The sequence below is a fragment of the Pelagibacterium sp. 26DY04 genome (assembly GCF_031202305.1).
In the GTDB taxonomy this organism is placed as follows: Bacteria; Pseudomonadota; Alphaproteobacteria; order Rhizobiales; family Devosiaceae; genus Pelagibacterium.
Genome location: NZ_CP101731.1, coordinates 3,108,157 through 3,131,333 on the forward strand (window position 1 = coordinate 3,108,157; position 23,177 = coordinate 3,131,333).

The following is a 23,177-nucleotide window of genomic DNA, read 5'->3' on the forward strand; positions in this document are numbered from 1 at the left end:
TGCAAAAGAAAAGGGCCACTCGCGAGAGTGGCCCTTTGCATCAGGTGCCCGGCTGGGGTTCGAGCCCGGCGTCGGGTTCGCCCTGATCGCCGCTGCGCTTCTTGTGCGCCTTGCCCGCCTTGGGCACGCCGGTCGATTTGGGCGTGTTGTCGTTGTCGATGTCGCGGACCGGCTGCTTGCCGTCCATCAGCCCGCGCAGCTCGTCACCGGTCAGCGTCTCATATTCGAGCAGCGCCTGGGCGAGGGTTTCGAACTGATCGAGATTGTCGCGGATCATGTTGCGGGCGGCGGTTTCGCCGTCCTCGATGAGCTTGCGGACTTCCTCGTCGATCAGCTTGGCGGTTTCGTCAGACATGTGCTGGGACTGGGTGACCGAATGGCCCAGAAACACTTCCTGGTCGTTCGACTTGTACCGCACCCGGCCGAGCTTTTCGCTCATGCCCCATTCCATGACCATCGAGCGGGCGAGGTTGGTCGCCATCTGGATGTCGCCCGAAGCGCCGGAGGTGACCTTTTCAGGGCCGAACTTGTAGATCTCGGCCTCGCGGCCGCCGAACAGCATGGCCAGACGCGCCACCGCCTTTTCGCGGGAGAACGAGTAGCTGTCCTTTTCCGGCAGCGTCATCACCATGCCCAGCGCGCGGCCGCGCGGGATGATCGTCGCCTTGTGGATCGGATCGAGCTTGCCGGCGAGCTTGAGGTTGATCAACGCGTGACCGGCCTCGTGATAGGCGGTGAGCGCCTTTTCCTCGTCGGTCATCGCCATGGTGCGCCGTTCGGCACCCATGAGGATCTTGTCCTTGGCGTCCTCGAACTCGGCATGGGTGACGAACCGCTTGTTGCGGCGGGCGGCCAGAAGCGCGGCCTCGTTGACGAGATTCATGAGGTCGGCGCCCGAGAAACCGGGCGTACCGCGGGCGAGGACCTTGAGATCGACATCGGGGGCCAGCGGCACCTTGCGGACGTGGACCTTGAGGATGCGTTCGCGGCCGGCGACGTCCGGATTGGGGACGACCACCTGACGGTCGAAGCGGCCGGGGCGCAGAAGGGCGGGATCGAGAACGTCGGGACGGTTGGTCGCCGCGATCAGGATGATGCCTTCATTGGCCTCGAAGCCGTCCATCTCGACAAGGAGCTGGTTGAGGGTCTGCTCGCGTTCGTCATTGCCACCGCCCAGGCCAGCGCCACGCTGGCGGCCGACGGCGTCGATTTCGTCGATGAAGATGATGCACGGGGCGTTCTTCTTGGCCTGCTCGAACATGTCGCGGACGCGCGAAGCGCCGACGCCAACGAACATTTCAACGAAGTCCGAACCCGAAATGGTGAAGAACGGCACATTGGCTTCGCCGGCCACCGAGCGGGCCAGCAGCGTCTTACCGGTGCCCGGAGGGCCCACAAGCAACACGCCACGCGGAATGCGGCCGCCAAGGCGCTGGAACTTGCCCGGATCGCGGAGAAATTCGACGATCTCTTCGAGGTCCTGCTTGGCTTCTTCGACGCCCGCCACATCCTCGAAGGTCACCTTGCCCGAGGCTTCGGTGAGCATCTTGGCGCGGCTCTTGCCAAAGCCCATGGCGCCGCCACGGCCACCGCCCTGCATCTGGCGGATGAAGAAGAACCACACTGCGATCAGGACGATGAAGGGCAGCCAGCTCGAAAGCAGGATGGACCAGAAGGGCGAGCCTTCCGGCGCGCGGGCGGTGATCGCCACGCCCTGGTTTTCGAGGCGCTCAACGATATTGGCGCCTTCGGGGATGGTCACCTCGAACCGCGTGCCTTCATTGGTGCGGCCCTGGACGGTGTTGTCGATGATGGTGACTTCCTGCACACGACCGTTGTCGACGTCGGAAACGAACTGGCTATAGGTCCGCTCCACCGTGGAAACCGTGCGGGTCGAGGACTGGAAGACCTGGAACAGCCCCAAGAGCATGAAAAGGATCACCAGCCAGATGGCCAAGTTGCGAAAATTGCCGTTCATCAATCCTGTCCTGGTCGGGCCCGAGGCCCGGGGTTGCAGCGGGCTCGGCTAAGCCCGCGCGGCACACATGTGCCGGAAATGTCGAGCCCGAATGTAAGGCCCTCATTCGGGCGATACAAGGGCGCCGGGCAACTGTGGTGGCCGATTGCCGCAGTTAGCGCTTGAAGCGGTTAACGGCGGCCGGCCGACCCTAACGCCCGGTTGAATGACCAACGCACCGAGCGCCAGAACGGTGCCATGGTCATCACAAATCAGTGGGGCGGCGCGCAAGGCCGCAACCGGGCACCACAGCGGCGTTCCGGCCAGCGCCTTGAACCGCTCCCGCGTCATGGCCGTGGCCGGCTCGACCCGGGCCGGCACTGACGCTGTGATGGTGAAACGGCCATCCCATAGATGGGTTTCACCGGGAGCGAGTTGAACCGGCGCAATCGGCTTGCGTCCGGCTTCGCGGTAGAAAACCACGGTGTCATTGCCGGCCTCGCATCGCGCGCCGCCCAGGGTAGCGGCAAAGTTTGCGCCCGAACCGATCCGCTCGGCCAAGGCTTCGATACGCGCAAGCGCATAGGACCGGCTGCCCGACGCGGCGGCAAGCAGGCGGGCCAAGGCCCGGATCGCAATCTCCCGGTCGACCTCTACCAACGCCGGGCGGGCGAGCCTAAGAACACCCAGTCGATCCCGTGTCACATGCGCAGCCAGAAATTCATCCGTGATCCGGTCAGCCAAGGCATCGATACGCTGCAATCGCCGGGCGGCGCGGGCGAGACCGTCCTCCGTCAGCCCCAGAGCCTCCAACTGCGCCAGCGCCTCGCGCCAGCGCGTACGCTCATAGGCCGGATCGGCATTGGACGGATCGAGGGCGGGTGAAAGGCCGGCCTGCTCCACACAGGCGGCAAGCGCATCAGGGGAAATCTCGAGCAACGGCCGGAACACAGCAACGCCTTCGACGCAGGAAAAGCTGCGCATGGCGCCGAGCCCGGTCACGCCGCTGCCATGGGCGAGGCGCATGAGCATGGTTTCGGCCTGATCGCGGCGATGATGGGCAGTGAGCAGCAGGGCCACGCCATCGGCCTTCATCGCCTCTCCGATCAAGCGATAGCGCGCGGCACGGGCGGCTTGCTGTTTGCCCGACAAAGGCTTGGGCCCTTCCCAGGTCAAAAGCCGGGCGGGCAATCCCAACCGGGTCGCCTCGCGCGCCACCATTTCGGCTTCGCCACGCGCCTCGGGCCTTAACCCGTGATCGAGCGTATAGACGATGGCTTTGGGCTTTTCCGGCGCGGTCCAGGCGGCATAGAGCAGCATCAGCGCCAGTGAATCGGCCCCGCCCGAAACGGCGAGGCCGATGGTTTCTTCGTGAGCGACCGGCGCGAAAAGCCGCGCCGGGTCGAGATCGCTGGAGCTCTCAGAGCCAATTTCGCTCGTCATCGAGGTGCCCAAGCTCCAGCATCCCTTGGTTGGTCGCGCTTCCAGCAAAAGTGGATTCCACTTTTGCTGGAAGCACTCTGTCAGCACCCTGCCCGCGCCTGCTCGGCCGTCACCCGGTCCCGGAAGGCCTGGGTGGAATCGGGATAGCGGCGCAGCACCTCGCCATAGGTGCGGCAGGCGGTATCGAATTCGCCCGCTCCGTGGAGCGCCACGCCCAGATTGAGCAGCAGGTCGGGGGCCCGGGTTGAGGTCGGATACCGCTCGAACCCTTCCAGCAGCACCTCGGCCGCTTCCCCGAAGGCGGCGCGCTGGATCAGCGTTTCACCCAGCCAATAGGTGGCGTCGGGGGCCTGCGGGTTGTCCGGGAAGCTCTCGACGAACTGGCGAAACTGGTTTTCGGCGAACGCATATTCGCCCCGCACAACCGCATCGTAGCCGGCTTGATACTGGGCGTTGGCATCACCCTCGTTGAGGGGGGTGGCGTCGGGGTCGAAGCTCAGATCGAGCGGCTGCGACGGTGGGGTCGTTCCCAGTTCACCTTCCGGCGGACCAAGGACCACGCCTTCTTCTGCCGGAGCCTGATCCTGCGACGGCTCCTCGGACTGCCCTTCCGGCCCTTGCGGGCCGAACACATCGCGGGCGTATAGGTTGTCCTCGCTGCCCATCTCGGTGCCGTCCATCAGGTCGGCATCGCCCACTAGGGGATCGATGACCGTAGGCGCCTCGGCATCACCTTGCGTCTGGGGGTCCTGCGGAGCCGTTTCCTGCGGTAACCGATCGGCAGGCGTCTCGCCGCCGGAGGGGGTTACCGCATCAGTTTCCCCCAGGCCACCGCCCTCCAGCTGCTGGAAGCGGAATTCATTATCTTCCTGCATGCGCTCAAGCAGGCTCTGGAGCTGGGTGAGCTGGAACTGAAGCCCTTCGATCTGACCCGAATTGACCCGCTGCTGCTCTTCGAGCTGGCTGAGTCGCACCTGCAGGCTGGCAAGATCGTTGCCCTGCCCCTGGCCGGCAACGGTCATGGCGAAAGTGAGCAGTCCGGCTGTCGCAGCGATCGCGGCACCCTGCCGCCACCGCCTCGCCGGCGCACTGGAAAGTCCTAACACGGCAAATTACTCCTTTTGCGTCCCGTCTTCGACGGGAACGCGATCAACCCTTTAAGGATGCGCAATTAAAGCAGGTTTTTGGCAAAAAAGAAGCGCCGGGACCATATACGCGGCCCCGACGCTATTGCCTCCAGATTCGTGACGCTTTCACCGGGCAAGGTGGCCCCCCACCTTTTCCCGAAGCGCTCGAGCGCGTACTGGATTGCTAGTTTGTCAAGACTGTGACCGCGCGGCGGTTCTGGCTCCAGCACGAAATGTCGTTGCAGATGGCGACCGGGCGCTCCTTGCCGTAGGAAACCGTCGAGAGCCGATCCTGCGGAATTCCGCGGGAAACCAGGTAGTTAACCACGGCCGTGGCGCGGCGGGCACCCAGCGCGATGTTGTATTCACGCGTACCGCGTTCGTCCGCATGGCCTTCGATGACGATGCGGTATTGCGGATATTGCTGCAGCCACTGTGCCTGCTTGTCGAGCGTTGCCTGGCCGTCGGCGGTCAGAACCGAGGAATCGGTTTCAAAGAAAACGCGGTCGCCGACCGAGACGAGGAATTCCTGCTGGCTGCCGGGAGCGCCACCGCCCCCTACCCCGCCGGGGCCCGTGCCGATATTGCCGACGCCAGTGGTCGGGGTGCGGGCACAGGCGGCGACGGCAACGAGCAAGACCGCCATGAGGAGGCCTTTGCCAAAACGAAGAAGGGGCATGGTCGAACCCATAGCGAAACGCTCCAGAATCGGAAAAAACGTGGTTAGCGGTTTTACAGCGCGTTATCTTAATCGCGCGTGTCTGAGCATGGTTAATCTTGCGTCAATCGGGCGCAAATGGGGCATGTGGCGGGCAAAAAGGCGTCCCGCAACGGGACGCCTGCAATGTGTTGCAGCCTTGCACCTCGTCTATGACAACAGCGGCCCCCAGGCCGGGTCGGAGGCAAAGCCTTCGGTGGGAATGCGGCGCTCGTTGCGGCCCCAGATGTCGATGGAATAGAGCTGGGAGCCGTCATTTCCGCCCGGATCGCGGAAGAACATCAGCACGCGCCCATTGGGCGCCCAGGTCGGCCCTTCGGCATGGTAGGAGGTGGCAAGGATGCGCTCGCCCGACCCGTCCGGGTTCATGATCCCGATCGAGAACTGACCGCCGGACTGACGCGTGAAGGCGATGAGATCGCCCTTGGGCGACCAGACGGGGGTCGAATAGGAGCCGTCGCCATAAGAGATGCGCTCGGCACCCCCACCACCGGCCGGCATGACGTAGATCTGGGGACGGCCACCACGGTCGGATTCAAAGGTGAGGCGCTGGCCGTCGGGCGAATAGGACGGCGAAGTATCGATGGCCGAGCCGGTCGTGAGCTGCAGGGGCTGCCCGCCCGCCAGATCGAGCCCATAGATGTTGGTGACTGCGCCGTTGGTGACCGAGAACACCAGCCGCCGCCCATCGGGCGAAAAGCGCGGCGCAAAGCTCATCTGGCCGAACCGGCCCAGCGATTGGGTCTGGCCGGTCGCCAGGTTGAGGATGAAGATGCCCGAGGAATTGGGACCGTCCAGCACCATATAGGCGCAAAGCTGGCCATCGGGCGAAAGACGCGGGGTGAGGATCTGCTGGCTGCCGTCGGTGAGATAGCGGATATTGGCGCCGTCCTGATCCATGATGGCCAGGCGCCGGACACGGTTGGCGCGCGGGCCGCTTTCGGCCACGAAGACGGCGCGGGAGTCGAAATACCCAGTCTCGCCGGTGAGCCCGGTATAGATGGCATCGGACGCCATATGGGCGATGCGGCGCCAGGAATTGGCGTCCGCGCCATAGGACTTGCCGGTGACCTGTGCGCCCGCCGTAGTGTCCCAGAGGCGAAGGCTAGACTGGAGCTGACCGGTGTTGTTGACATCTGCCATCACCACCGCGTCGGCGCCCGTCGTGCGCCAGGCGCCAAAATCCGGCGTGGCATTGGGATCGCCCACGGCCTGCGGATAGCCGGCCGGGTCGACCAGCCGGAAAAGGCCCGAACCCGTGAGATTGTTGCGCACCACCTGCGCGACCTCCGCGCCGAAGGCCGGATCGCCGGAATTGAAGTTGGGAACCGCGATCGGCATCGGCGTGAAATTGCCGCCGGTGACGGTGATCTGCAACTGGGCGAGCGCCGGGCCCGCTGCAAGCATCGCGGCTCCGGATAAGCCCAGCTTGAGCGCCGCGCGGCGGTTGATCAGAGTGTTCTGCACGTCAGTCTCCATGTTGCACGGCGTTTGCCGTTGCCATCGATCCGGACACCAACCGGAGAGGCGAAATCAAGGTTGCGCCCAATAGCGTCAAAACGTGACCGAATGGCGATAAGGGGCGAGTTTTCATCGAAATATGGCATTTTGGCCACGCTCACCATCCGCCCCTCCTAGACCTCGCGCGGGTCGAACGTGACGTCGACCTCGCGCCAGCTCTGGTATTTTTCGGGCGGCAGGATGGTATAGGGCGCGCATTGCTGCACGGCACGCTGGGCCGAGAGTGCGGTGGCCCGCACCAGATCGTCGGTCATCGCCGAAAGGATCTGCGGGGTGGCGGCCAGAGAGCCATCCTGGTTGAAGGTGACCAGGAGGCGCACGGTCAGGCCCGGCGTGTTCTGGGCCGCGATTGGCGGCGTCCAGCACCGGCGCATGGCGGCGGCCAGCGCCGCCTGCTCGGACTGGGTGAGCGTCGCGGCGGTTCCGGTGGACTCGCCCAGGCTTTGCTGGCCGCCCTGCCCCGTGGTGGTGCCACGCGACGTATCCTCGTTGATGAGGTCCGCGATGCGGTCGGCAAGGTCATCCGAGAGCGGATCAGTCGGCTGGTCGGTCGGGGGCGTCGGCTGCTCGGCAGCTTCCTGCTCGGCCTGCTCCTGCGCCTGTTGCTGCTGGGCAAAGCGCTCGCGCAACTGCTCGACGCTCGCAGTCACCTGCGGCGGCACGGGTGCGACCGGCTGCGGCTCGGGCTCGGGCTCCGGTTCAGGCTCCGGTACCGGTTCTGGGGTGGGCTCAGGCTCGGGTTCCGGCTCGGGGGTCGGTTCCGGAGCGGGGGCCGGCTCGGGCTCAGGCGTGGGTTCGGGTGCGGGCTCGGGCTCCGGACGCGGCGTGGGCGCCGGCGGCGGGGTCGGTTCGGGCTGAGGTTCGGGCTCGGGCGCCGGTTCAGGCTCCGGCTCGGGAGCTGGCTCTGGCTCGGGTTCAGGTTCGGGCGCGGCTTCGGGCTCGGGCGCCGGAGCGGATTCGATGGTGGGCGCCGGTGATTCCTCGGGCGTGACCTCGGGGGTGGGCTGGTCCTCTTCGGTATTGCCCGTGCGCTCGGCGAGTTCGGCCTGTTCCTCGGTTTCGACCGCAGAAGGCGTCTCGGTTTCGACCACTTCGCTCTGGAGATCGCCGACGCGGATGTTGGAGAATTCGTCGATCGGGACCAGATCGACCGTGATGGCGCGGTCCATATTGGGGTCCAGGCGCTCGACGCTCGACAGCGAAACGAGGGTCAGCGCCAGAACCGCGGCATGGCCGACAACCGATACGGTGGTCCCGATCCGCATGGGCTATTGTCCCGAATTTTCGGTGTTCGCCTGCTCGGTGATCAGCCCGATGCGCGTATACCCTGCCCCCGACAGCGTCCCCATGACCTGCATGACGGCGCCATAGTTGACCGCCGTGTCGCCGCGTACATAGATGCGGTCCTCGGTGCTTTCGGCCAAAGCCTCCACGGCGGCGACGAGCCCGCCCGCTTCCACCTGGTCCTCGCCCACATAGACCGCGCCGTCAGGGGTGACCGATACGGTGATCGGCTCACGGGTGGCTTCGAGTTCTCCGGCCGCCGTCTGTGGCAGGTCGATGGCGACGCCTGCCGTCATCATCGGGGCGGCAACCATGAAGACGATGAGAAGCACCAGCACCACGTCCACGAACGGGGTGACATTGATCTCGCTCATCATGCGATTGCGCTGGCCGCGACGGCGGCGTCCGCCGCCTCCGCCTCCTGCAACACCCATGCCCATTACTTGCGGCTCCGCGCTTCGAGCTGGCGGCCCAGGATGGCCGAGAATTCATCGGCGAACCCTTCGAGCCGGCCGATGAGCTTGTTGGCATCGCCCGAAAGCTTGTTGTAGGCGATAACCGCCGGAATGGCCGCGACAAGGCCGATGGCGGTGGCAAACAGCGCCTCGGCAATGGGGCCGGCGACGACGCCCAGGCTGGCGCTTTGCGATGCCGCGATGGAGGAAAAGGCGTTCATGATGCCCCAGACGGTTCCGAACAGACCGATGAACGGGGCGGCAGAGCCGACGGTGGCCAAAAAGGACAGGCGCTTTTCAAGCGTTTCGCTTTCGCGCGAGATGGCGACATCCAGCACTTTTTCCAGCCGCGCCTGTACGCCCACATAGCTCGAGGCGTTCTGCTCGTGGCTGCGCTTCCATTCCTTCATGGCCGCGACGAACACCGAGGCAAGGCCGGTGGTGGGGCGCTGGGAGAGCGTTTGGTAAAGCTCCTCGAGCGACTGGCCGGACCAGAAGGTGCGCTCGAACTGGTTCATGTCGCGCCGGGTACGGGTGAACATCATCGACTTGTCGATGATGATGGCCCAGCACCAGATCGAAGCGGCCAAGAGCCCCAGCATCACGAACTTGACGACGATGTCGGCCATCATGAACAGGCCGATGGGCGAAAAATCCGTATGCGCGGCCGCGCTGCCCACTGCGTCCATTGCTTCCATATCAGTCTTTCCTCGGAAAATCGTCCTTGCCGATGGGTGCCCCGCCGCCAGCAATGACCCGAGCGTTGGCGGTCAAATTTGTCAAAAGTGAGAGACAAATGCCGACTATCGGGTCGCTGCGGCGAAGCGGCGCCGCTTGCCCCATTTATGGTCAAGAAAAGGTTAAGAACCGCTCAACGCGGGCCCAGCAGGGCTTTGAGCCCCGCCGGCAGCCGCACGGGGCGGCCGGCAGCGTTGAGCAGCACCGCCACCACGCGGGCGCGGCAGATCACCTCACCGGCGCGGGTCAGCGTCTGCTCGAGCACAAAGCGGGCGCCGCCGGCCTCCGCCATATGGGTTGCGACCTCGAGCAGGTCGTCGATATGGGCGGGGCGATCGTAGGAAATGGTCATTTCGCGCACCGCGAAGGCGAGACCGTCCTTGATCAATTCCGAGTGATGAATGCCGTGGGCGCGCAAAAATTCGGTCCGCGCCCGCTCGAAATATTTGAGATAGGCAGCGTGATAGACATTGGTCGAAAAGTCGGTGTCCTCGAAATAGACGCGCACCGGAAAGCGATGCACGCCATCGGACCCGATCTCGCCGCCGAAAATGGTCACCGCTCCGCTTCCCTGTGGGTAATGTGGGTGAGCCCGGCGTCCGAACCGAGCAGCCTCCCGCGCAATCTCTCCGGCTGAAAGCCGATCTCGGTCAAAGACGGTTCGCGCGCATCGACCCATTTGAATTGCAGGTGGGCATTTCCGTCGACGCATTCGTGACAGATCTCCCCATCGACGCGAAACGGGAAGGCCTCGGGCAAGGTGACGGTGTAATAAAGACCCATCTCGTGAAACGAGATGCCGTTGTAGGAAAAGAAATTCTCCATCACGAACCGCAGGGCGCCGATCCGGGCGATAACGCCCATCTCCTCCTCGATCTCGCGCGCCAGCGCCACATCGCTTTCTTCGCCTACTTCGACACGACCGCCGGGCAGCGTCCAATGGGTGTCCCACTGCGCCCTGTGCACGAGGACACGACCCTCGCGCAAGGCAATCGCGGCGGCGCGCAGATTGAAGCGCCCGCTGCCCAGATCGATGCTGATTATCTGCCTGGGCGCGTTCATTCGCCATTGTCCTCTTCGAACAGGCTCGCCTGCAGGCCGACAAAGCCCTGCGGGACCGCATAGCCCATGTGCTGGAACGAGAGCGCCGTCATCATGCGGCCGCGCGGGGTGCGCTGGATGAAGCCTTGCTGAATGAGATAAGGCTCGACGATCTCCTCGATCGCATCGCGCGGCTCGGAAAGCGCGGCGGAAATGGTTTCGATGCCGACCGGACCGCCGCCGTAGAATTCGGCGATGGTCTTGAGATATCGCCGGTCGAGCTGATCGAGGCCCTTGGCATCCACATCGAGGCGCAGCAACGCGCGGTCGGCGATCTCGCGGTTGATCTCCGAGGCCCCCTCGACGAGCGCGAAATCGGTGACCCGGCGCAGCAGGCGCCCAGCGATGCGGGGCGTTCCGCGGGAGCGGCGAGCCACTTCCATGGCGCCATCGGGCGTCATGGTCATGCCCATCAGCCGCGAGCCGCGCTCGACGATCCTGACCAGTTCTTCGGGCGTATAGAAATTGAGCCGGACGGGAATGCCGAAGCGGTCGCGCAGCGGCGTGGTCAGCAGCCCGGCGCGCGTGGTGGCGCCAACCAGGGTGAATTTGGACAGATCGATCCGCACCGATCGCGCCGCCGGCCCCTCGCCGATGATGAGGTCGAGCTGAAAGTCCTCCATCGCCGGATAGAGGATTTCCTCCACCGCCGGATTGAGCCGGTGGATCTCGTCGATGAACAGCACGTCCCGCTCTTCGAGATTGGTCAGCAGCGCCGCAAGATCGCCGGCCTTGGCGATCACCGGGCCGGACGTGGCGCGAAACCCAACCCCAAGCTCGCGCGAAATGATCTGCGCCAGCGTGGTCTTGCCCAGCCCTGGAGGGCCGACGAACAGCACGTGATCGAGCGCCGCCTTGCGCTGCCTGGCGGCTTCGATGAACACCTGCAGATTGGCCCGCGCCGCTTCCTGCCCGATGAACTCGGAAAAGCCCGATGGGCGAAGGGAAACGTCGAGGTTGTCGTCACGCCCGGCGGCGGCGTCGGTGAAATCGGTCAAATTCTATCCCCCACCGCAGTCATGGCGGGCAATCGTTGCGCGTGACGATCGAAAGTCACGGTTGTCGTACAATTGGCAGCGGCATTGTGGGCGGCAATCATGGCATCCACGACCCCGCAATTGGCCCGCGCGCTGTCTTCGAGCGCGCTGATCACGATTTCCGTGTTTTCAACGACGAAATCGCTGCTGCTGACCAGCATCCAAATGGCCTCGCGAACCTGCGCTTCGGGAAACTTCTTGACGCGGGTCAATACGGTATAAGTTTCCGCCAGCACAAGCATGCTCACATAGATCGGATGATTGCTGGCGAGTGTCAGCAATCGGCGTGCGGCGGGAGACTGACTATCATCGTCATCGGCCAGGAACCGCACCAGCACATTGGTATCAACGCCCAGCACGGATACGCTCGTCGTCTTCCTCGAGGACCAGCGCCACAGCTTCATCCATTTCTTCAACCGTCATGCCATGCCCCCTTGGAGACCGTCCCAGAACACCGGCGATTTCGGAAGCACGAATATTTCTTGGCCGCAGTACATACCGCCCGTCTTCCTTCACGAATTCGACCTTGTCGCCGGGCTTGAGGTTCAGCGCATCCCGGACGTCCTTTGGCAAGGTCATCTGCCCCTTCGACGTCAATGTTGCCGTGCTCACAGCAACCTCCAATTATTCCTTACCCACACAAGATAGTAAGGAATTTTCACTCGCGCAAGGACAGCACTCACGAACTCAATTCCCGCAGCCCCAGCCGGATCAGCTTCTCGGTCGCAGTGTCCTCACCCTCTTTCGCCACCACACGCGCAACGGCGCCGGAGGCCTGGGCCTGGGGGTAGCCGAGATTGACCAGGGCCGAAACGGCATCGGAAACGTTGCCGCCGGCAACGCCTTCGCCGAGAGCGGCCTGCAGGCCGATGACGCCGGCATCGGCCGAACCAAGCGCCGGCACCTTGCCCTTGAGTTCGGAGACAATGCGTTGGGCGAGCTTGGGGCCCACGCCGGGGGCGCGGCCAACCATGGCCTTGTCCTGCAGCGCGATAGCCGAGGAGAGGTCGGAGGGCGAGAGAGTGGAGAGAATGGCAAGCGCGACGCGCGAACCCACACCCTGCACGGTCATCAGCAGCTTGAACCAGAGCTTTTCGGTTTCGCTCGAAAAGCCGTAAAGCCGGATCAGATCCTCGCGCACGATCATCTCGATAAACAGCACCGTCGCCTCGCCCACCCGCGGCAGTGCCTGAAGTGTACGGCCCGAGCAGTGGGCCTCGTAGCAGACGCCATTGACGTCGATGAGCGCGAAATCCTCGCCGATGGTTTCGACGAGCCCCTTGAGCTTTCCGATCATGCGCTCTTGGCCAGCTTGCGGTGTTGCCGGTGGTGGGCGTGGCAGATGGCAATGGCGAGCGCATCGGCAGCATCGGCCGATTTGAAATTGGCGGCGGGCATCAATGTCTTGACCATCAATTCGATCTGCTTTTTCTCGGCATGCCCCGTGCCCACCACCGACTTCTTGACCAGATTGGCCGAATATTCACCCACCGGTAGCCCCATGGAGGCCGGGGTCATCACCGCGATGCCACGCGCCTGGCCCAAAAGAAGGGTCGAGCGTGCGCCGGCATTGACGAAGGTTTCTTCCACCGCCGCCTCGACCGGATGATGCTCAGCGATCAGCCGCATCAATCCTTCATGAAGATGGACAAGACGCAACGCCAGTTCCTCATCGACCGCAGGGGTGAGCACGCCACAAGCGATAAAACGCAGCCGATTGCCCTCGGCTTCGATAATGCCCCACCCGGTACGCCGCAGCCCCGGATCGATCCCCATGATTCGCACCACGTCCAACATGCTCCCAGCGTAAACAACGAACGTGACCCTACCAAGAACAAAGTGAACAAAGCGAAAACATTTCTGTTGATACCGCCCATCGTCGCCGAGCCGATCGCTCGGATTCTCGCAACCTCCGTAAGGGTGCATCAACGGATGCGGTCATAAGGTGGGCTTGGACGCGAAGATTTTCAGGACGCATTGATGACGCGAGAATTCAGACTGCCCCGGCATGCCTGGGTCAGCATCGCCGCGCGAACGGCCAGGCACATGGTGTTCGCAGTCGCCATATCGGTGGCCGTGTCCTACCTGCTCCTCGAAACGTTTTCCCAAGGTATCGGCGAGATCGGGTTGATCGCCGCCATCGTGGCACCGCTCGTTTTGGGCGGTCCGATGGTGTTTTATATGTCGATGCGCCAGTTCGAGTTGCAGATGGCCTATGACCGGTTGGAACAGGCGGCGGCGCGCGACAGCCTCACCAATTGCTTCCACCATGGCGCGTTCGTCGAGGCGGTGACGGCCTCGCTCGGGGACGCGGCCAATGGCGGCGGGGCCCTGCTGATGATCGACGCTGACCATTTCAAATCGATCAATGATCGGTTCGGCCATGCGAGCGGGGATACCGCGCTCAAGCTGATCGTCTCAGCCATCCGCAGTTCCATGGACCGCCCCAACATCATCGGGCGGGTTGGCGGAGAGGAGTTTGGCGTTTTTCTGCCCGGAGCATCGGCCGAACACGCCGCGCACATCGCCGAAACCATCCGCCGTGCCGTGCTGGCCATCCAATTCGACACCGGAGGGCAGGTCTGCACCCTCTCGGTCAGCATCGGCGGCGCCGTCGTAAAAGAGCCGGTGCAATTCGGCGATCTGTTTCGCTTGGCCGACGAACGGCTCTATAAAGTCAAAGCCGGCGGGCGCAACAATATCGACATTGTTGCCATGCCTGTGAAGACTGCAGCACCCAACAGGCCAGCCGCCACCGCGCACGATCTTGTCTATCGCGGGCAGAAGATCAAGCAATCGGCATAAAAAGGCGGCCCGATGAGCCGCCTTGTTTTCGATCGGTAGGGGTCAGGCCGAGAGCTTGGCCATGTCCTCATCGCTCATCTCGAAATTGGCGTAGACGTTCTGGACGTCGTCGTCATCGTCGAGATTGTCGATCATGCGCATCAGGCTCGCGCCCTTGTCGGCATCGACGGGGGTATTGTTCTGGGGCTTGAAGATGGCCTTGACGCTTTCCGCTTCCCCGAGCGCCGCTTCCAGCGCGCTGGAAACCTCGCCGATGTCTTCAAAGGCGCAGTAGATGGTGTGGCCTTCTTCGTCGGACTGAACGTCCTCGGCACCCGCTTCGATCGCCGCTTCCATGACCTTGTCGGCATCGCCAACCTTGGCGGGGTAATAGATTTCCCCGACGCGATCGAACATGAAGGCGACCGAACCGGTTTCGCCCAGCGCGCCGCCGGCCTTCGAGAAGATGGCGCGGACATTGGAGGCGGTGCGGTTGCGGTTGTCGGTCAGAGCCTCGACGATCACCGCGACGCCACCGGGACCATAGCCCTCGTAGCGAACTTCCTCGTAATTGTCGCCTTCGCCCCCCTGCGCCTTCTTGATCGCGCGCTCGATATTGTCCTTGGGCATGGACTGGGCCTTGGCGTTGTTGACCGCAAGGCGAAGGCGCGGATTCATGGCGGGGTCGGGCAGGCCCGATTTGGCGGCAACGGTGATTTCGCGCGCCAGTTTGGAGAAGATCTTCGACCGCACGGCATCCTGACGGCCCTTGCGGTGCATGATGTTCTTGAACTGTGAATGGCCGGCCATGGTCGGACAGTTCCCTTGTGACTAACTCGGAAAAAAGAATGGGCGGCTTATAATCGCCTCAAGGGCGAAAATAAAGACGGGGCCCTGAGAAAAGGGCTCCCGTCGCGCGCGCGTCACGCGATCTATCCCTGGTTGTCGCGATTCCAGATCGAGCTGTCGATCCGGCCCGACAACTCGGGATAATCCCGGGCGTGGAAAACCGGAACCTCGCCACTTTCCCGTTGCCGCATATAGTCACGGGTGAGCTTATAGACCGTCCCCGAAAGCAGAACGATTGCAACCAGATTGACGGTCGCCATCAGCCCCATGGCCGCATCGGCCGCGTTAAAGACAGTTGCAATGCTCTGCAGCGCGCCCCAGATCACCATGCCCAGCGTCAAAAGCCTGAGCACGACAAAGCCGGCGCGGCTGCCGAAACCGATGAAGACCAACGCCATTTCCGCATAGGCATAATTACCGATGATCGACGTGAAGGCGAAGAACAGGATGGCGATGGCGACGAAATAGTTGCCCATGGCGCCGATATGCTCGCTCATGGCCGCCTGGGTCAGCGGCGTGCCGCTCAGGCCGCTATCGGGGATCAGCGCGCCCGAGAGCAGGATCATCAAGGCGGTGGCCGTGCAGATGACCAGGGTGTCGATGAATACGCCCAGAGCCTGGACGAAGCCTTGCGAGGATGGATGGTGCGGGTCTGGCGTGGCCGCCGCCGCGATGTTGGGCGCAGAGCCCATGCCGGCCTCATTGGAGAACAATCCGCGCCGGACGCCCTGGAGCAGCGCGGCGAATATCCCGCCGGCCGCCGCATCCAGCCCGAACGCCCCGGCAAAGATTTGGCCGAAGACGCCGGGAACTTCAGCGATGTTGGTGACAATCACGAACAGCGCCATAAGCAGATAGACTGCCGCCATGAACGGCACGAGAAATTGGGCCACCGAGGCGATCTGCTGGATGCCGCCGAACACCACGATGCCGGCGACAAGCGCGAGGGCGAGCCCCACCCACATCCGTTCGGTTCCGAACGCCACTTCCATGGATTCGGCGATGGAATTGGCCTGAACGGCATTGAACACCAAGCCGAACGCCAGAATGAGGCAGACCGAGAAGATCACGCCTGCCCATGGCGCCCTGAGCCCGCGCGCAATGTAGAAGGCCGGGCCGCCGCGATAGTGATTTTCGCCATCTCGGACCTTATAGAGCTGGGCCAGCGTGCTTTCGGCATAGGCGGTGGCCATGCCCACCAGCGCGACCATCCACATCCAGAAGATCGCTCCCGGCCCGCCCAGGTAAAGGGCTACGGCGACCCCGGCGATATTGCCGGTCCCCACCCGCGACGCCAATGACGTGCACAGCGCCTGAAACGGGGTGATCCCGGAGCGATCCACCTCGCGCGACTGCAGGACGTTCTTCCACATTTCGGGGAAGTAACGGAACTGGATGAAACCCAGTCGAAGCGTGAAGAAAGCGCCGACAGCGAGCAGGCCGTAGACCAGCACATAATCCCACAGGATGCCATTGATGAAATCGATGACCGCGTCCATCGGTGTCCCCTCAGCCAGTATTGATCTGGCTTAACACCAAGCACCCTGGTTTTGATCCCTGTCAAGAAAAGTTGGGCAGCGCCTGTGACAGGGATCCGCCGATTCGGATGGGCTGGATCGATACGCACAATCCGGTTTTGACATCGGTTTCGATGGCAACGCCGGAAAGCGTCGCCTCGCCTTCGGCCGGGGTGAAGCGCGACGAAGTGAGGCCGCTGACGAAGCGATTGAGCGGTTCCTCGGATTCCATGCCGATGACGCTGTCATAGTCGCCGCACATGCCCGCATCACCCATCAATCCCGTACCGCCACGCAGGATGCGGTGGTCGGAGGTGGGGATATGGGTGTGGGTGCCCACGACCAGGGAGACGCGGCCATCGAGATAATGGCCCATCGCCTGGGTTTCCGAGGTGGCCTCGGCGTGGAAATCGACGACGATGGCATCGGCCTGTTCGCCCAGCGGACAACCGGCGATGGCCGCATCGAGGGCGCGGAAGGGATCGTCCATGGGCGGCATGAAGACCCGGCCCAGCGCGTTGACGACGAGCACCTGATGGCCATTGCGGCCGGTGACCAGCGCCGCCCCGCGCCCCGGAGCGCCGGGCGGGAAGTTGACCGGGCGGATCAGCGTGTCGTGGCGCTCGATGGCCGTCATGAGTTCGCGCTGGTCGAAGGCGTGATCGCCCAGCGTCACGACATCGGCGCCGGCATCGCGCAAAAGCTCGTAGTGAGCCTCGGTGATGCCGCGGCCATGGCTGGCGTTTTCGCCATTTACGATAACGAAATCAAAGCGGTACTGCTCGATCAGCCCCGGCAGGCGCTCGGCGACGGCGTCCCGTCCGGCCCGGCCCATCACATCTCCGAGAAACAGAAGCCTCATGCGTCCCCAAAGCGGCGCAGGCCGGTTTCCGTGACGAGAAGATCGAGCGGCAGGTCGTGAGCCTGGCGGGGGATGAAATCGAGTTCCTGGCCGGCAAAGGCATAACCCACCAGCAGCGGCTTGCGCCCGATGGTGGCCAGCGTGCGGTCGTAATAGCCCTTGCCATAACCCAGGCGCGTCCCGGATTTATCGAAGCCCAGCAAGGGGATAACGACGATGTCAGGAGTAACGACCGGTGCGGTTTCGGCCGGGGCGAGGGTGCCGAAGCCCGAGGGATAGAGGGGCTGGCCATCTTCCCACAACCGCAGCTCGAGCGGAAGATCCTCGCCTAAAACCACAGGCAGAGCAACAGGTTGGCCGGAATCGACAAGTTTGGTGAGCAGCGGCTTGCAGTCGATCTCGTCGCGGATGGGCCAGTAAAGGGCGACGATCTGGCCGTCTTGAAGCGGAACGCCCTCGAGGAAATGCTGCGCGGCGGCCTTCGCGGCGTCGGCGCGGTCGGCTTGGGGAACCGCCTCGCGGCGGGCGAGTGCCTCTGTGCGGAGCTGCGCCTTCTGCTCTTCGAGATGGGCTTCGCTATCGATCAAGCCGCTGGATTCCTTCACAAAATTTTGTGCCGCCCTGGCCGTGGGATGTGTCGATCCCGGGAACCTACTCACGTAGGTGGGCGCCATATGTCCGAGCCCACGGGCCCGGTCAGGGACAGCTCCCTTAAGGATCGATAAGGCCCCGGGGATGCAGTATCCTACACGCGCCGGGCAGCAAGCGATCATATAGGCCCTATTGCCGTGGTGGCAAAGGGGCGCTGGAGGTTTTTCGCAACACCGTCGCACATCGTGCATATACGGGTTGAGATCGGACTTATACGGCGGCGGGGTGCAACCCTATATGGCGTTTGCTGCGACGCTTGTGCAATTTATGTCAGCCACATTGACATAAATTGCAGCCTGAAGGATGATCAGCGCGCCGTTTGAAGGGGAGGAACCGACAATGATCACGCCCGACTACGCCCGCACCATGGCCCGCTACAACGCCGAACTCAACCGGCGCATCTATGGCGCCGCGCTGCGGCTGAGCGACGAGCAGCGGCGCGAGGATTGCGGCGCGTTCTGGGGCTCGATCCACGGGACACTCAATCACCTGCTCTGGGCCGACCGCTTGTGGCTTTCCCGATTTGGCATCGGCGAAGCGCCGGGCGTGCCCATCCGCGAGAGCGGAAAGCTCGTGGGCGATTTCGATGCGCTCTGGGCCGAGCGGCAGGCGATGGACGAAACTCTCATCGCCTGGGCGGATGGGCTGACTACTGAGGATCTTGGGGGCGAGTTGTCCTGGCACAGCGGGGCGACAGGGCGCGACATGACCAAGCCGCGCGATCTGATCGTCGTCCAGATCTTCAACCATCAGACCCATCACCGCGGGCAGGTTCACGCGCTGATCACCCGCTTCGGGGAAAAGACCGGCGATACCGACCTGCCCTTCGTTCTGCCTTGACGCCAGGATCCGGCCGCGGACATCTTGAGCCATGAGCTATCCGCCCGATCATCCGTTTACGCGCTTCACCATCACTGCCGAGGATTATGCCAACGCATTGCGTCTGCATATGCGGCGGTATTGGGCGACGCGCTGGGGGCCCAAACTGTTCGTGATCGTCGTCTTTGTCATCGCCATCGGAGCGATGGTGATGACCGATTTCGACGAGGCCTGGACCAGCGCCGCGATCGGCGGGATGATCAGCGCCGTTCTGCTGCCGCTGCTGGGTTATTTGTTTATTGTGCCGCGCCGGGCGCGGAAGGTTTATTCCCAGCAAAAGACCCTGAAGCAGCCGGTCGAGGCCTCCTGGACGCAGGAAGCCTATATCGCACACACCGAGGCTGCGGGGAGCACCGTGGCGTGGACCGACTATTACGGCTGGAGCGCCGACGGGAAAATGGTAATGTTCATGCAGTCCCAGAACCTGTTCCAGATGCTGCCGCGCCATGCGCTGACGGACGAGCAGATGAACGACCTCACCGCAATAATCGAGCGGTCGGGGCTCAAGCGGATCTAGGGCGTTCTCCTAGACCTTTTCCAGCCGGCGATGCGGTTCGGCCGGCAGCTCGACGCCGATCGGGTCCCCTGCCCTGACTGTGCCGCCAGCCAGCACAACCGTCATGATGCCGGTGCGCAGGAGCGGGGTGCCGTCGGCACGCCTGCCGATCATGTGCTGGAGGAGGCCCGGACGGAAACGCTCGATCTGCACGCATGGGTTGCGCAGGCCGGTGACTTCGAGGCGGACCGCATCGCCCAGCGCGAGAACCGTGCCGCGCGGCAGATCGATGAGGTCGACGCCGGTGGTGGTGACGTTCTCGCCCAGCGCGCCGGGGGCAACGTCGAAGCCGAGGCCGTTGACCTCGTCGAGCAGTTCGGAGGCGATCAGATGCACCTGGCGCAGATTGGGCTGGGTGGGATCGGCGGCAACGCGCGAGCGATGCTTGACCGTGGTGCCGGCATGGGCATCGCCGGCCACGCCCAGCCCCTCGACGATATCGATGAAGAGCTGGGTGCGCTTGGAGAAATTGTGGCCGCGGGCGGCGTGGACGGCAAGGACGGAAGACATTGGGGGCTGTTGGGGTTTGAGGGGAGGCGGCGCAAAACTACAGCTTAAGCCTGCCCTGGCAAGAGCTGCTTCCGGATTCCGGGACTGAATCCCGGAATGACAGGCTAAGTTTGAAACACCGTGCTGCCCTGCCCCAGCGTGTCATTCCGGGGCTCGTCCCCGGAATCCAGAAAGCAGCGTATCTCGGCCCGAACGGGTTGGAGAAACAACACCTGCTGAGCAGGTGGCAACCTTGCGGGTCTCCGGGTCAAGCCCGAAGACGACGAGGGAGAGGCTGACCGCAGTTCTCAACCCTGCGTCTGCTGCTCCTGTCCGGCGGCGTCCACGGCGGTGGCGATGGATTCGATGCGGCGGGCGACGTCGGCGAGTTTGGCGGCGAATTTGGTTTCCATGGATTCGGCTTCCGCCGCCACGTCGCTGCCGGCCTTGGTGACGGTCTGGAGTTCGGAACGCAACTGGTCGAGCTTGCGCTCAGCCTCGGTTAATTCGTCCATGACGGCGATGCCGGCCATGACGGTCAGGCGATTGTCGCCGATTTCTCCGAACGTGCCCTTGTATTCGTCGATATAGCGGTTGAAGCGCGCGGCAAGCGAAGACAGATGCGTCTCCTGCCCGTCCTCGCATGCCATGCGGTATTTGCGGCCGTTGATTTCGACGCTGACTTCAGCCACGCACTTCTCCTTCTTCGAGCACTGAGCGGACGGTGGCCATCGCATCGTCGAGCCGGCGCGAGACTTCGTCGGCGGCCTGATCGAGCCGGTCGGCGCGGGCCGTGGCCCGGTCGAGATCGCCCGCCAGCCGCGCGCGGTCGGCAGCAAGGCGCTGGCCTTCGGCCTGCAACTGGGCCGAGGACCGCAGCCGCCCCGAGAGCGAGCGGACCGAGGTGTCGAGCCTGTTGAGCGCCCTGTCGAGCCGCTCGATGGCCGCCGAAAAACTCTCTCCCGCTGATGACGATGACACTTGGGCGCGTCCTTCGAATCTGGTGTCTTCCCCCCTCACAATAACCCCAAAAGTGGCGGAAATAGCAAGGGCGGGGGGTTGGCCGCGACATTGACTCGATACCCGGACCTGTTATGTGTCTGCCACGCGCAACGGCCCTCGCTCGGGACGGCCGGACGCACCGCTTTTTCTTCGTCGAACGCTTTCGGGACACCATGACAGACAGAGCCAAACACGATGCAATGGCCAACGCCATCCGCGCCCTTTCCATGGACGCCGTGCAGGCCGCCAATTCTGGCCATCCGGGCCTGCCCATGGGCGGCGCAGACATCGCCACTGTGCTGTTTTCCAAGGTGATGAAGTTCGACCCCAAGGCCCCCAACTGGCCCGACCGCGACCGCTTCGTGCTCTCGGCCGGGCACGGCTCGATGCTGCTCTATTCCTCGCTCTATCTCCTCGGCTACGAGGACATGACGCTCGAGGACATCAAGCATTTCCGCCAATTGGGCTACAAGACCGCCGGACACCCCGAATACGGCCATGCGGACGGCATCGAAACCACCACCGGCCCGCTCGGTCAGGGCCTGGGCAATTCGGTGGGCATGGCGATCGCCGAAGCCAAACTGCGCGCCGAGTTCGGCGAGGACCTGGTCAACCACCATACCTATGTCTACGCCGGTGACGGGTGCCTGATGGAAGGCATTTCCCAGGAGGCGATCTCGCTGGCCGGGCATCTGAAACTCAACAAGCTCATCGTCATCTGGGACAACAACGACATCACCATCGACGGCAAGGTGTCGATGGCCGACTCGACCGACCAGCTCAAGCGCTTCGAGGCTTCGGGCTGGGCGACCATGGATATCGACGGCCACGACCCCGTTGAGATCGAAAAGGCTCTGCTCGACGCCCAGAAGTCGGACAAGCCGGTGCTGATTTCGGCCAGGACCACCATCGGGTTCGGTTCGCCCAACAAGGCCGGCACCAACAAGGTGCACGGTTCGCCCCTCGGCGACGAGGAACTGGCCGCAGCCAAAAAGCAGCTCGGCTGGGAATATGGGCCGTTCGAAGTGCCCGCCGAAATCGTCGAGAACTGGCGCACTGCCGGCCAGCGCGGGGCCGAGGCGCGTGAAGCCTGGAACGGGCGGCTGCAGGCAGCCGAAAAGCGCGACGAGTTCGAGCGCCGCATGCGGGGCGAGCTGCCCGCAGCGCTCAAATCGGCGATGGCCGACTACAAGAAGAAGTTGGCCGCCGACAAGCCGAAGAAGGCGACCCGCGCCTCCTCCCAGGATGCGCTGGAGGTGATCAACGGAGCGGTCCCCGAGACGTTGGGCGGCTCGGCGGATTTGACCGGCTCGAACAACACCAACACCTCCCAGACGCTGCCGTTCACGGCCGACGACTACGCCGGCCGCTACATCCATTACGGCATCCGCGAGCACGGCATGGCCGCCGCTATGAACGGGATTGCACTCCATGGCGGGTTGATCCCCTATGGCGGCACCTTCATGACCTTCACCGACTATTGCCGCCCCTCGATCCGCTTGTCGGCGCTGATGGGCATTCGCGTGGGCTATGTGATGACCCACGATTCCATCGGGCTGGGCGAGGACGGACCGACCCACCAGCCGGTCGAGCATCTGGCGGCGCTGCGGGCCATTCCCAACCTGCTCGTCTTCCGCCCCGCCGACGCGATGGAAGCGGCCGAGTGCTGGGAAATCACCCTGGAACGGGAAAAGCAGCCTTCGATCCTGGCGCTGTCGCGCCAGGGCCTGCCGGCGCTGCGGACCGAGTACACCGACGAGAACCTCTCGCTGCGCGGCGCCTACACCATCTGGGGTGACGCGGACGCCGAAGTGGTGATCTTCGGCACGGGTTCGGAAACCCAGATCGCTGTGGCGGCTGCAAAGGAACTGACCGAAGCGGGCACCCCGGCGCGCGCGGTGTCGGTGCCCTCGATGGAATTGTTCTTCGCCCAGCCGGACGACTATAGGCAGACGGTTTTCGGCAAGGCAAAGGCCCGCGTTGCGGTGGAAGCCGGCATCGAGATGGGCTGGAGCAAGTTCCTGGGCGAAACCGGCCGGTTCGTGGGCATGACCGGGTTCGGCGCCTCGGGCGAGATTTCCGATCTCTACACTCACTTCGGTATTACGACCAAAGCCGTTGTTGAAGCGGCCAAGGCGCAGCTTTAATAACCGGGGCGCGCGAGCGCCCCTTTTCCTTCCTGCTCGGCATTTTCTTTTCAAGGAGTC

General features: G+C 63.7%; 26 protein-coding genes and 1 other RNA gene. 4 read left to right on the top strand and 23 right to left on the bottom strand.

Annotated features, from left to right (window positions below; all coding sequences use genetic code 11):
* Nucleotides 1–40: 40 nt before the first annotated feature.
* From ftsH to ruvC, 15 genes are all read right to left on the bottom strand, one after another.
* Nucleotides 41–1,978: an ATP-dependent zinc metalloprotease FtsH gene (ftsH, locus tag NO932_RS15360; RefSeq protein ID WP_309160158.1), complete on the bottom strand. Its 1,938-nt coding sequence runs from the start codon at nt 1,976–1,978 to the stop codon at nt 41–43.
* A 102-nt stretch (nt 1,979–2,080) separates the two neighbouring features.
* A complete protein-coding gene (gene tilS, locus NO932_RS15365) occupies nt 2,081–3,400 on the bottom strand; it encodes a tRNA lysidine(34) synthetase TilS (RefSeq protein ID WP_309208185.1) in 1,320 nt (439 codons plus the stop codon).
* An 80-nt stretch (nt 3,401–3,480) separates the two neighbouring features.
* Nucleotides 3,481–4,506 carry a tol-pal system protein YbgF gene (gene ybgF, locus NO932_RS15370; RefSeq protein WP_309160156.1) on the bottom strand — a complete coding sequence of 342 codons (1,026 nt, stop codon included), beginning with the start codon at nt 4,504–4,506 and terminating at the stop codon, nt 3,481–3,483.
* Nucleotides 4,507–4,711: 205 nt separating this feature from the next.
* On the bottom strand, nt 4,712–5,173 hold the full coding sequence (gene pal / locus NO932_RS15375; protein WP_375142768.1) for a peptidoglycan-associated lipoprotein Pal: 462 nt from the start codon (nt 5,171–5,173) through the stop codon (nt 4,712–4,714).
* Nucleotides 5,174–5,395: 222 nt separating this feature from the next.
* On the bottom strand, nt 5,396–6,724 hold the full coding sequence (tolB, locus tag NO932_RS15380; RefSeq protein WP_375142769.1) for a Tol-Pal system beta propeller repeat protein TolB: 1,329 nt from the start codon (nt 6,722–6,724) through the stop codon (nt 5,396–5,398).
* A gap of 155 nt (nt 6,725–6,879) precedes the next feature.
* Nucleotides 6,880–8,031 (bottom strand): hypothetical protein, encoded by a 1,152-nt coding sequence (locus NO932_RS15385; RefSeq protein ID WP_309208187.1) that lies wholly within the window; start codon nt 8,029–8,031, stop codon nt 6,880–6,882.
* 3 nt (nt 8,032–8,034) lie between these two features.
* The gene (tolR, locus tag NO932_RS15390) at nt 8,035–8,490 is read right to left on the bottom strand and encodes a protein TolR (protein WP_309208189.1); all 456 of its coding nucleotides are present in this window, start codon (nt 8,488–8,490) and stop codon (nt 8,035–8,037) included.
* Nucleotides 8,490–9,194, bottom strand: a complete 705-nt coding sequence (gene tolQ, locus NO932_RS15395; RefSeq protein ID WP_309163710.1) for a protein TolQ — start codon at nt 9,192–9,194, stop codon at nt 8,490–8,492. Before tolQ ends, tolR begins: the two co-directional genes overlap by 1 nt.
* A 182-nt stretch (nt 9,195–9,376) precedes the next feature.
* Nucleotides 9,377–9,802: a tol-pal system-associated acyl-CoA thioesterase gene (ybgC, locus tag NO932_RS15400; protein ID WP_309208190.1), complete on the bottom strand. Its 426-nt coding sequence runs from the start codon at nt 9,800–9,802 to the stop codon at nt 9,377–9,379.
* Nucleotides 9,799–10,305, bottom strand: a complete 507-nt coding sequence (locus tag NO932_RS15405; RefSeq protein ID WP_309208191.1) for an NUDIX domain-containing protein — start codon at nt 10,303–10,305, stop codon at nt 9,799–9,801. The genes ybgC and NO932_RS15405 overlap by 4 nt, the downstream gene beginning before the upstream one ends.
* Nucleotides 10,302–11,342, bottom strand: coding sequence for a Holliday junction branch migration DNA helicase RuvB (gene ruvB, locus NO932_RS15410; protein ID WP_309208193.1), 1,041 nt, complete (start codon nt 11,340–11,342; stop codon nt 10,302–10,304). The genes NO932_RS15405 and ruvB overlap by 4 nt, the downstream gene beginning before the upstream one ends.
* Nucleotides 11,339–11,740, bottom strand: coding sequence for a PIN domain-containing protein (locus NO932_RS15415; RefSeq protein ID WP_309160148.1), 402 nt, complete (start codon nt 11,738–11,740; stop codon nt 11,339–11,341). Before NO932_RS15415 ends, ruvB begins: the two co-directional genes overlap by 4 nt.
* The gene (locus tag NO932_RS15420; protein ID WP_309208196.1) at nt 11,727–11,960 is read right to left on the bottom strand and encodes an AbrB/MazE/SpoVT family DNA-binding domain-containing protein; all 234 of its coding nucleotides are present in this window, start codon (nt 11,958–11,960) and stop codon (nt 11,727–11,729) included. Before NO932_RS15420 ends, NO932_RS15415 begins: the two co-directional genes overlap by 14 nt.
* A 100-nt stretch (nt 11,961–12,060) precedes the next feature.
* Nucleotides 12,061–12,678 (bottom strand): Holliday junction branch migration protein RuvA, encoded by a 618-nt coding sequence (gene ruvA / locus NO932_RS15425; RefSeq protein WP_309160146.1) that lies wholly within the window; start codon nt 12,676–12,678, stop codon nt 12,061–12,063.
* The gene (ruvC, locus tag NO932_RS15430) at nt 12,675–13,178 is read right to left on the bottom strand and encodes a crossover junction endodeoxyribonuclease RuvC (RefSeq protein WP_309160145.1); all 504 of its coding nucleotides are present in this window, start codon (nt 13,176–13,178) and stop codon (nt 12,675–12,677) included. Before ruvC ends, ruvA begins: the two co-directional genes overlap by 4 nt.
* A gap of 183 nt (nt 13,179–13,361) precedes the next feature.
* On the opposite strand from ruvC, the gene NO932_RS15435 reads away from it, so the two are divergent.
* Nucleotides 13,362–14,186 carry a GGDEF domain-containing protein gene (locus tag NO932_RS15435; protein ID WP_309208197.1) on the top strand — a complete coding sequence of 275 codons (825 nt, stop codon included), beginning with the start codon at nt 13,362–13,364 and terminating at the stop codon, nt 14,184–14,186.
* A gap of 42 nt (nt 14,187–14,228) precedes the next feature.
* Here the strand turns inward: NO932_RS15435 and NO932_RS15440 are convergent, their stop codons facing one another.
* The 5 genes from NO932_RS15440 to ssrS all read right to left on the bottom strand — a co-directional run bounded on the left by NO932_RS15440 (nt 14,229) and on the right by ssrS (nt 18,161).
* Nucleotides 14,229–14,975: a YebC/PmpR family DNA-binding transcriptional regulator gene (locus NO932_RS15440; protein WP_309160143.1), complete on the bottom strand. Its 747-nt coding sequence runs from the start codon at nt 14,973–14,975 to the stop codon at nt 14,229–14,231.
* Between the two features lie 122 nt (nt 14,976–15,097).
* Nucleotides 15,098–16,513 carry an alanine/glycine:cation symporter family protein gene (locus NO932_RS15445; RefSeq protein ID WP_309208198.1) on the bottom strand — a complete coding sequence of 472 codons (1,416 nt, stop codon included), beginning with the start codon at nt 16,511–16,513 and terminating at the stop codon, nt 15,098–15,100.
* A gap of 61 nt (nt 16,514–16,574) precedes the next feature.
* Entirely contained in the window at nt 16,575–17,393 is an 819-nt protein-coding gene (locus tag NO932_RS15450; RefSeq protein ID WP_309208199.1) for a TIGR00282 family metallophosphoesterase, read from the bottom strand.
* Complete coding sequence (locus tag NO932_RS15455; RefSeq protein ID WP_309208200.1) at nt 17,390–17,980, bottom strand: 5-formyltetrahydrofolate cyclo-ligase; 591 nt, start codon at nt 17,978–17,980, stop codon at nt 17,390–17,392. The genes NO932_RS15450 and NO932_RS15455 overlap by 4 nt, the downstream gene beginning before the upstream one ends.
* Before the next feature lie 22 nt (nt 17,981–18,002).
* Nucleotides 18,003–18,161, bottom strand: a non-coding RNA gene (gene ssrS / locus NO932_RS15460) — 6S RNA.
* Nucleotides 18,162–18,383: 222 nt separating this feature from the next.
* On the opposite strand from ssrS, the gene NO932_RS15465 reads away from it, so the two are divergent.
* Nucleotides 18,384–18,884, top strand: a complete 501-nt coding sequence (locus NO932_RS15465) for a DinB family protein (protein WP_309208202.1) — start codon at nt 18,384–18,386, stop codon at nt 18,882–18,884.
* 31 nt (nt 18,885–18,915) lie between these two features.
* Nucleotides 18,916–19,440 carry a YcxB family protein gene (locus NO932_RS15470; protein ID WP_309208204.1) on the top strand — a complete coding sequence of 175 codons (525 nt, stop codon included), beginning with the start codon at nt 18,916–18,918 and terminating at the stop codon, nt 19,438–19,440.
* Between the two features lie 9 nt (nt 19,441–19,449).
* Here NO932_RS15470 and NO932_RS15475 read toward each other — a convergent pair whose 3' ends face one another.
* The 3 genes from NO932_RS15475 to NO932_RS15485 form a co-directional block, all read right to left on the bottom strand.
* A complete protein-coding gene (locus tag NO932_RS15475; protein ID WP_309208205.1) occupies nt 19,450–19,989 on the bottom strand; it encodes an MOSC domain-containing protein in 540 nt (179 codons plus the stop codon).
* A 287-nt stretch (nt 19,990–20,276) separates the two neighbouring features.
* Entirely contained in the window at nt 20,277–20,660 is a 384-nt protein-coding gene (locus NO932_RS15480) for a cell division protein ZapA (RefSeq protein ID WP_309160136.1), read from the bottom strand.
* Entirely contained in the window at nt 20,653–20,949 is a 297-nt protein-coding gene (locus tag NO932_RS15485; protein ID WP_309160135.1) for a DUF4164 family protein, read from the bottom strand. The genes NO932_RS15480 and NO932_RS15485 overlap by 8 nt, the downstream gene beginning before the upstream one ends.
* A 194-nt stretch (nt 20,950–21,143) precedes the next feature.
* Here NO932_RS15485 and tkt point away from each other — a divergent pair, with 194 nt between their 5' ends.
* Nucleotides 21,144–23,117, top strand: coding sequence for a transketolase (gene tkt / locus NO932_RS15490; protein ID WP_309208206.1), 1,974 nt, complete (start codon nt 21,144–21,146; stop codon nt 23,115–23,117).
* Nucleotides 23,118–23,177 lie beyond the last annotated feature (60 nt).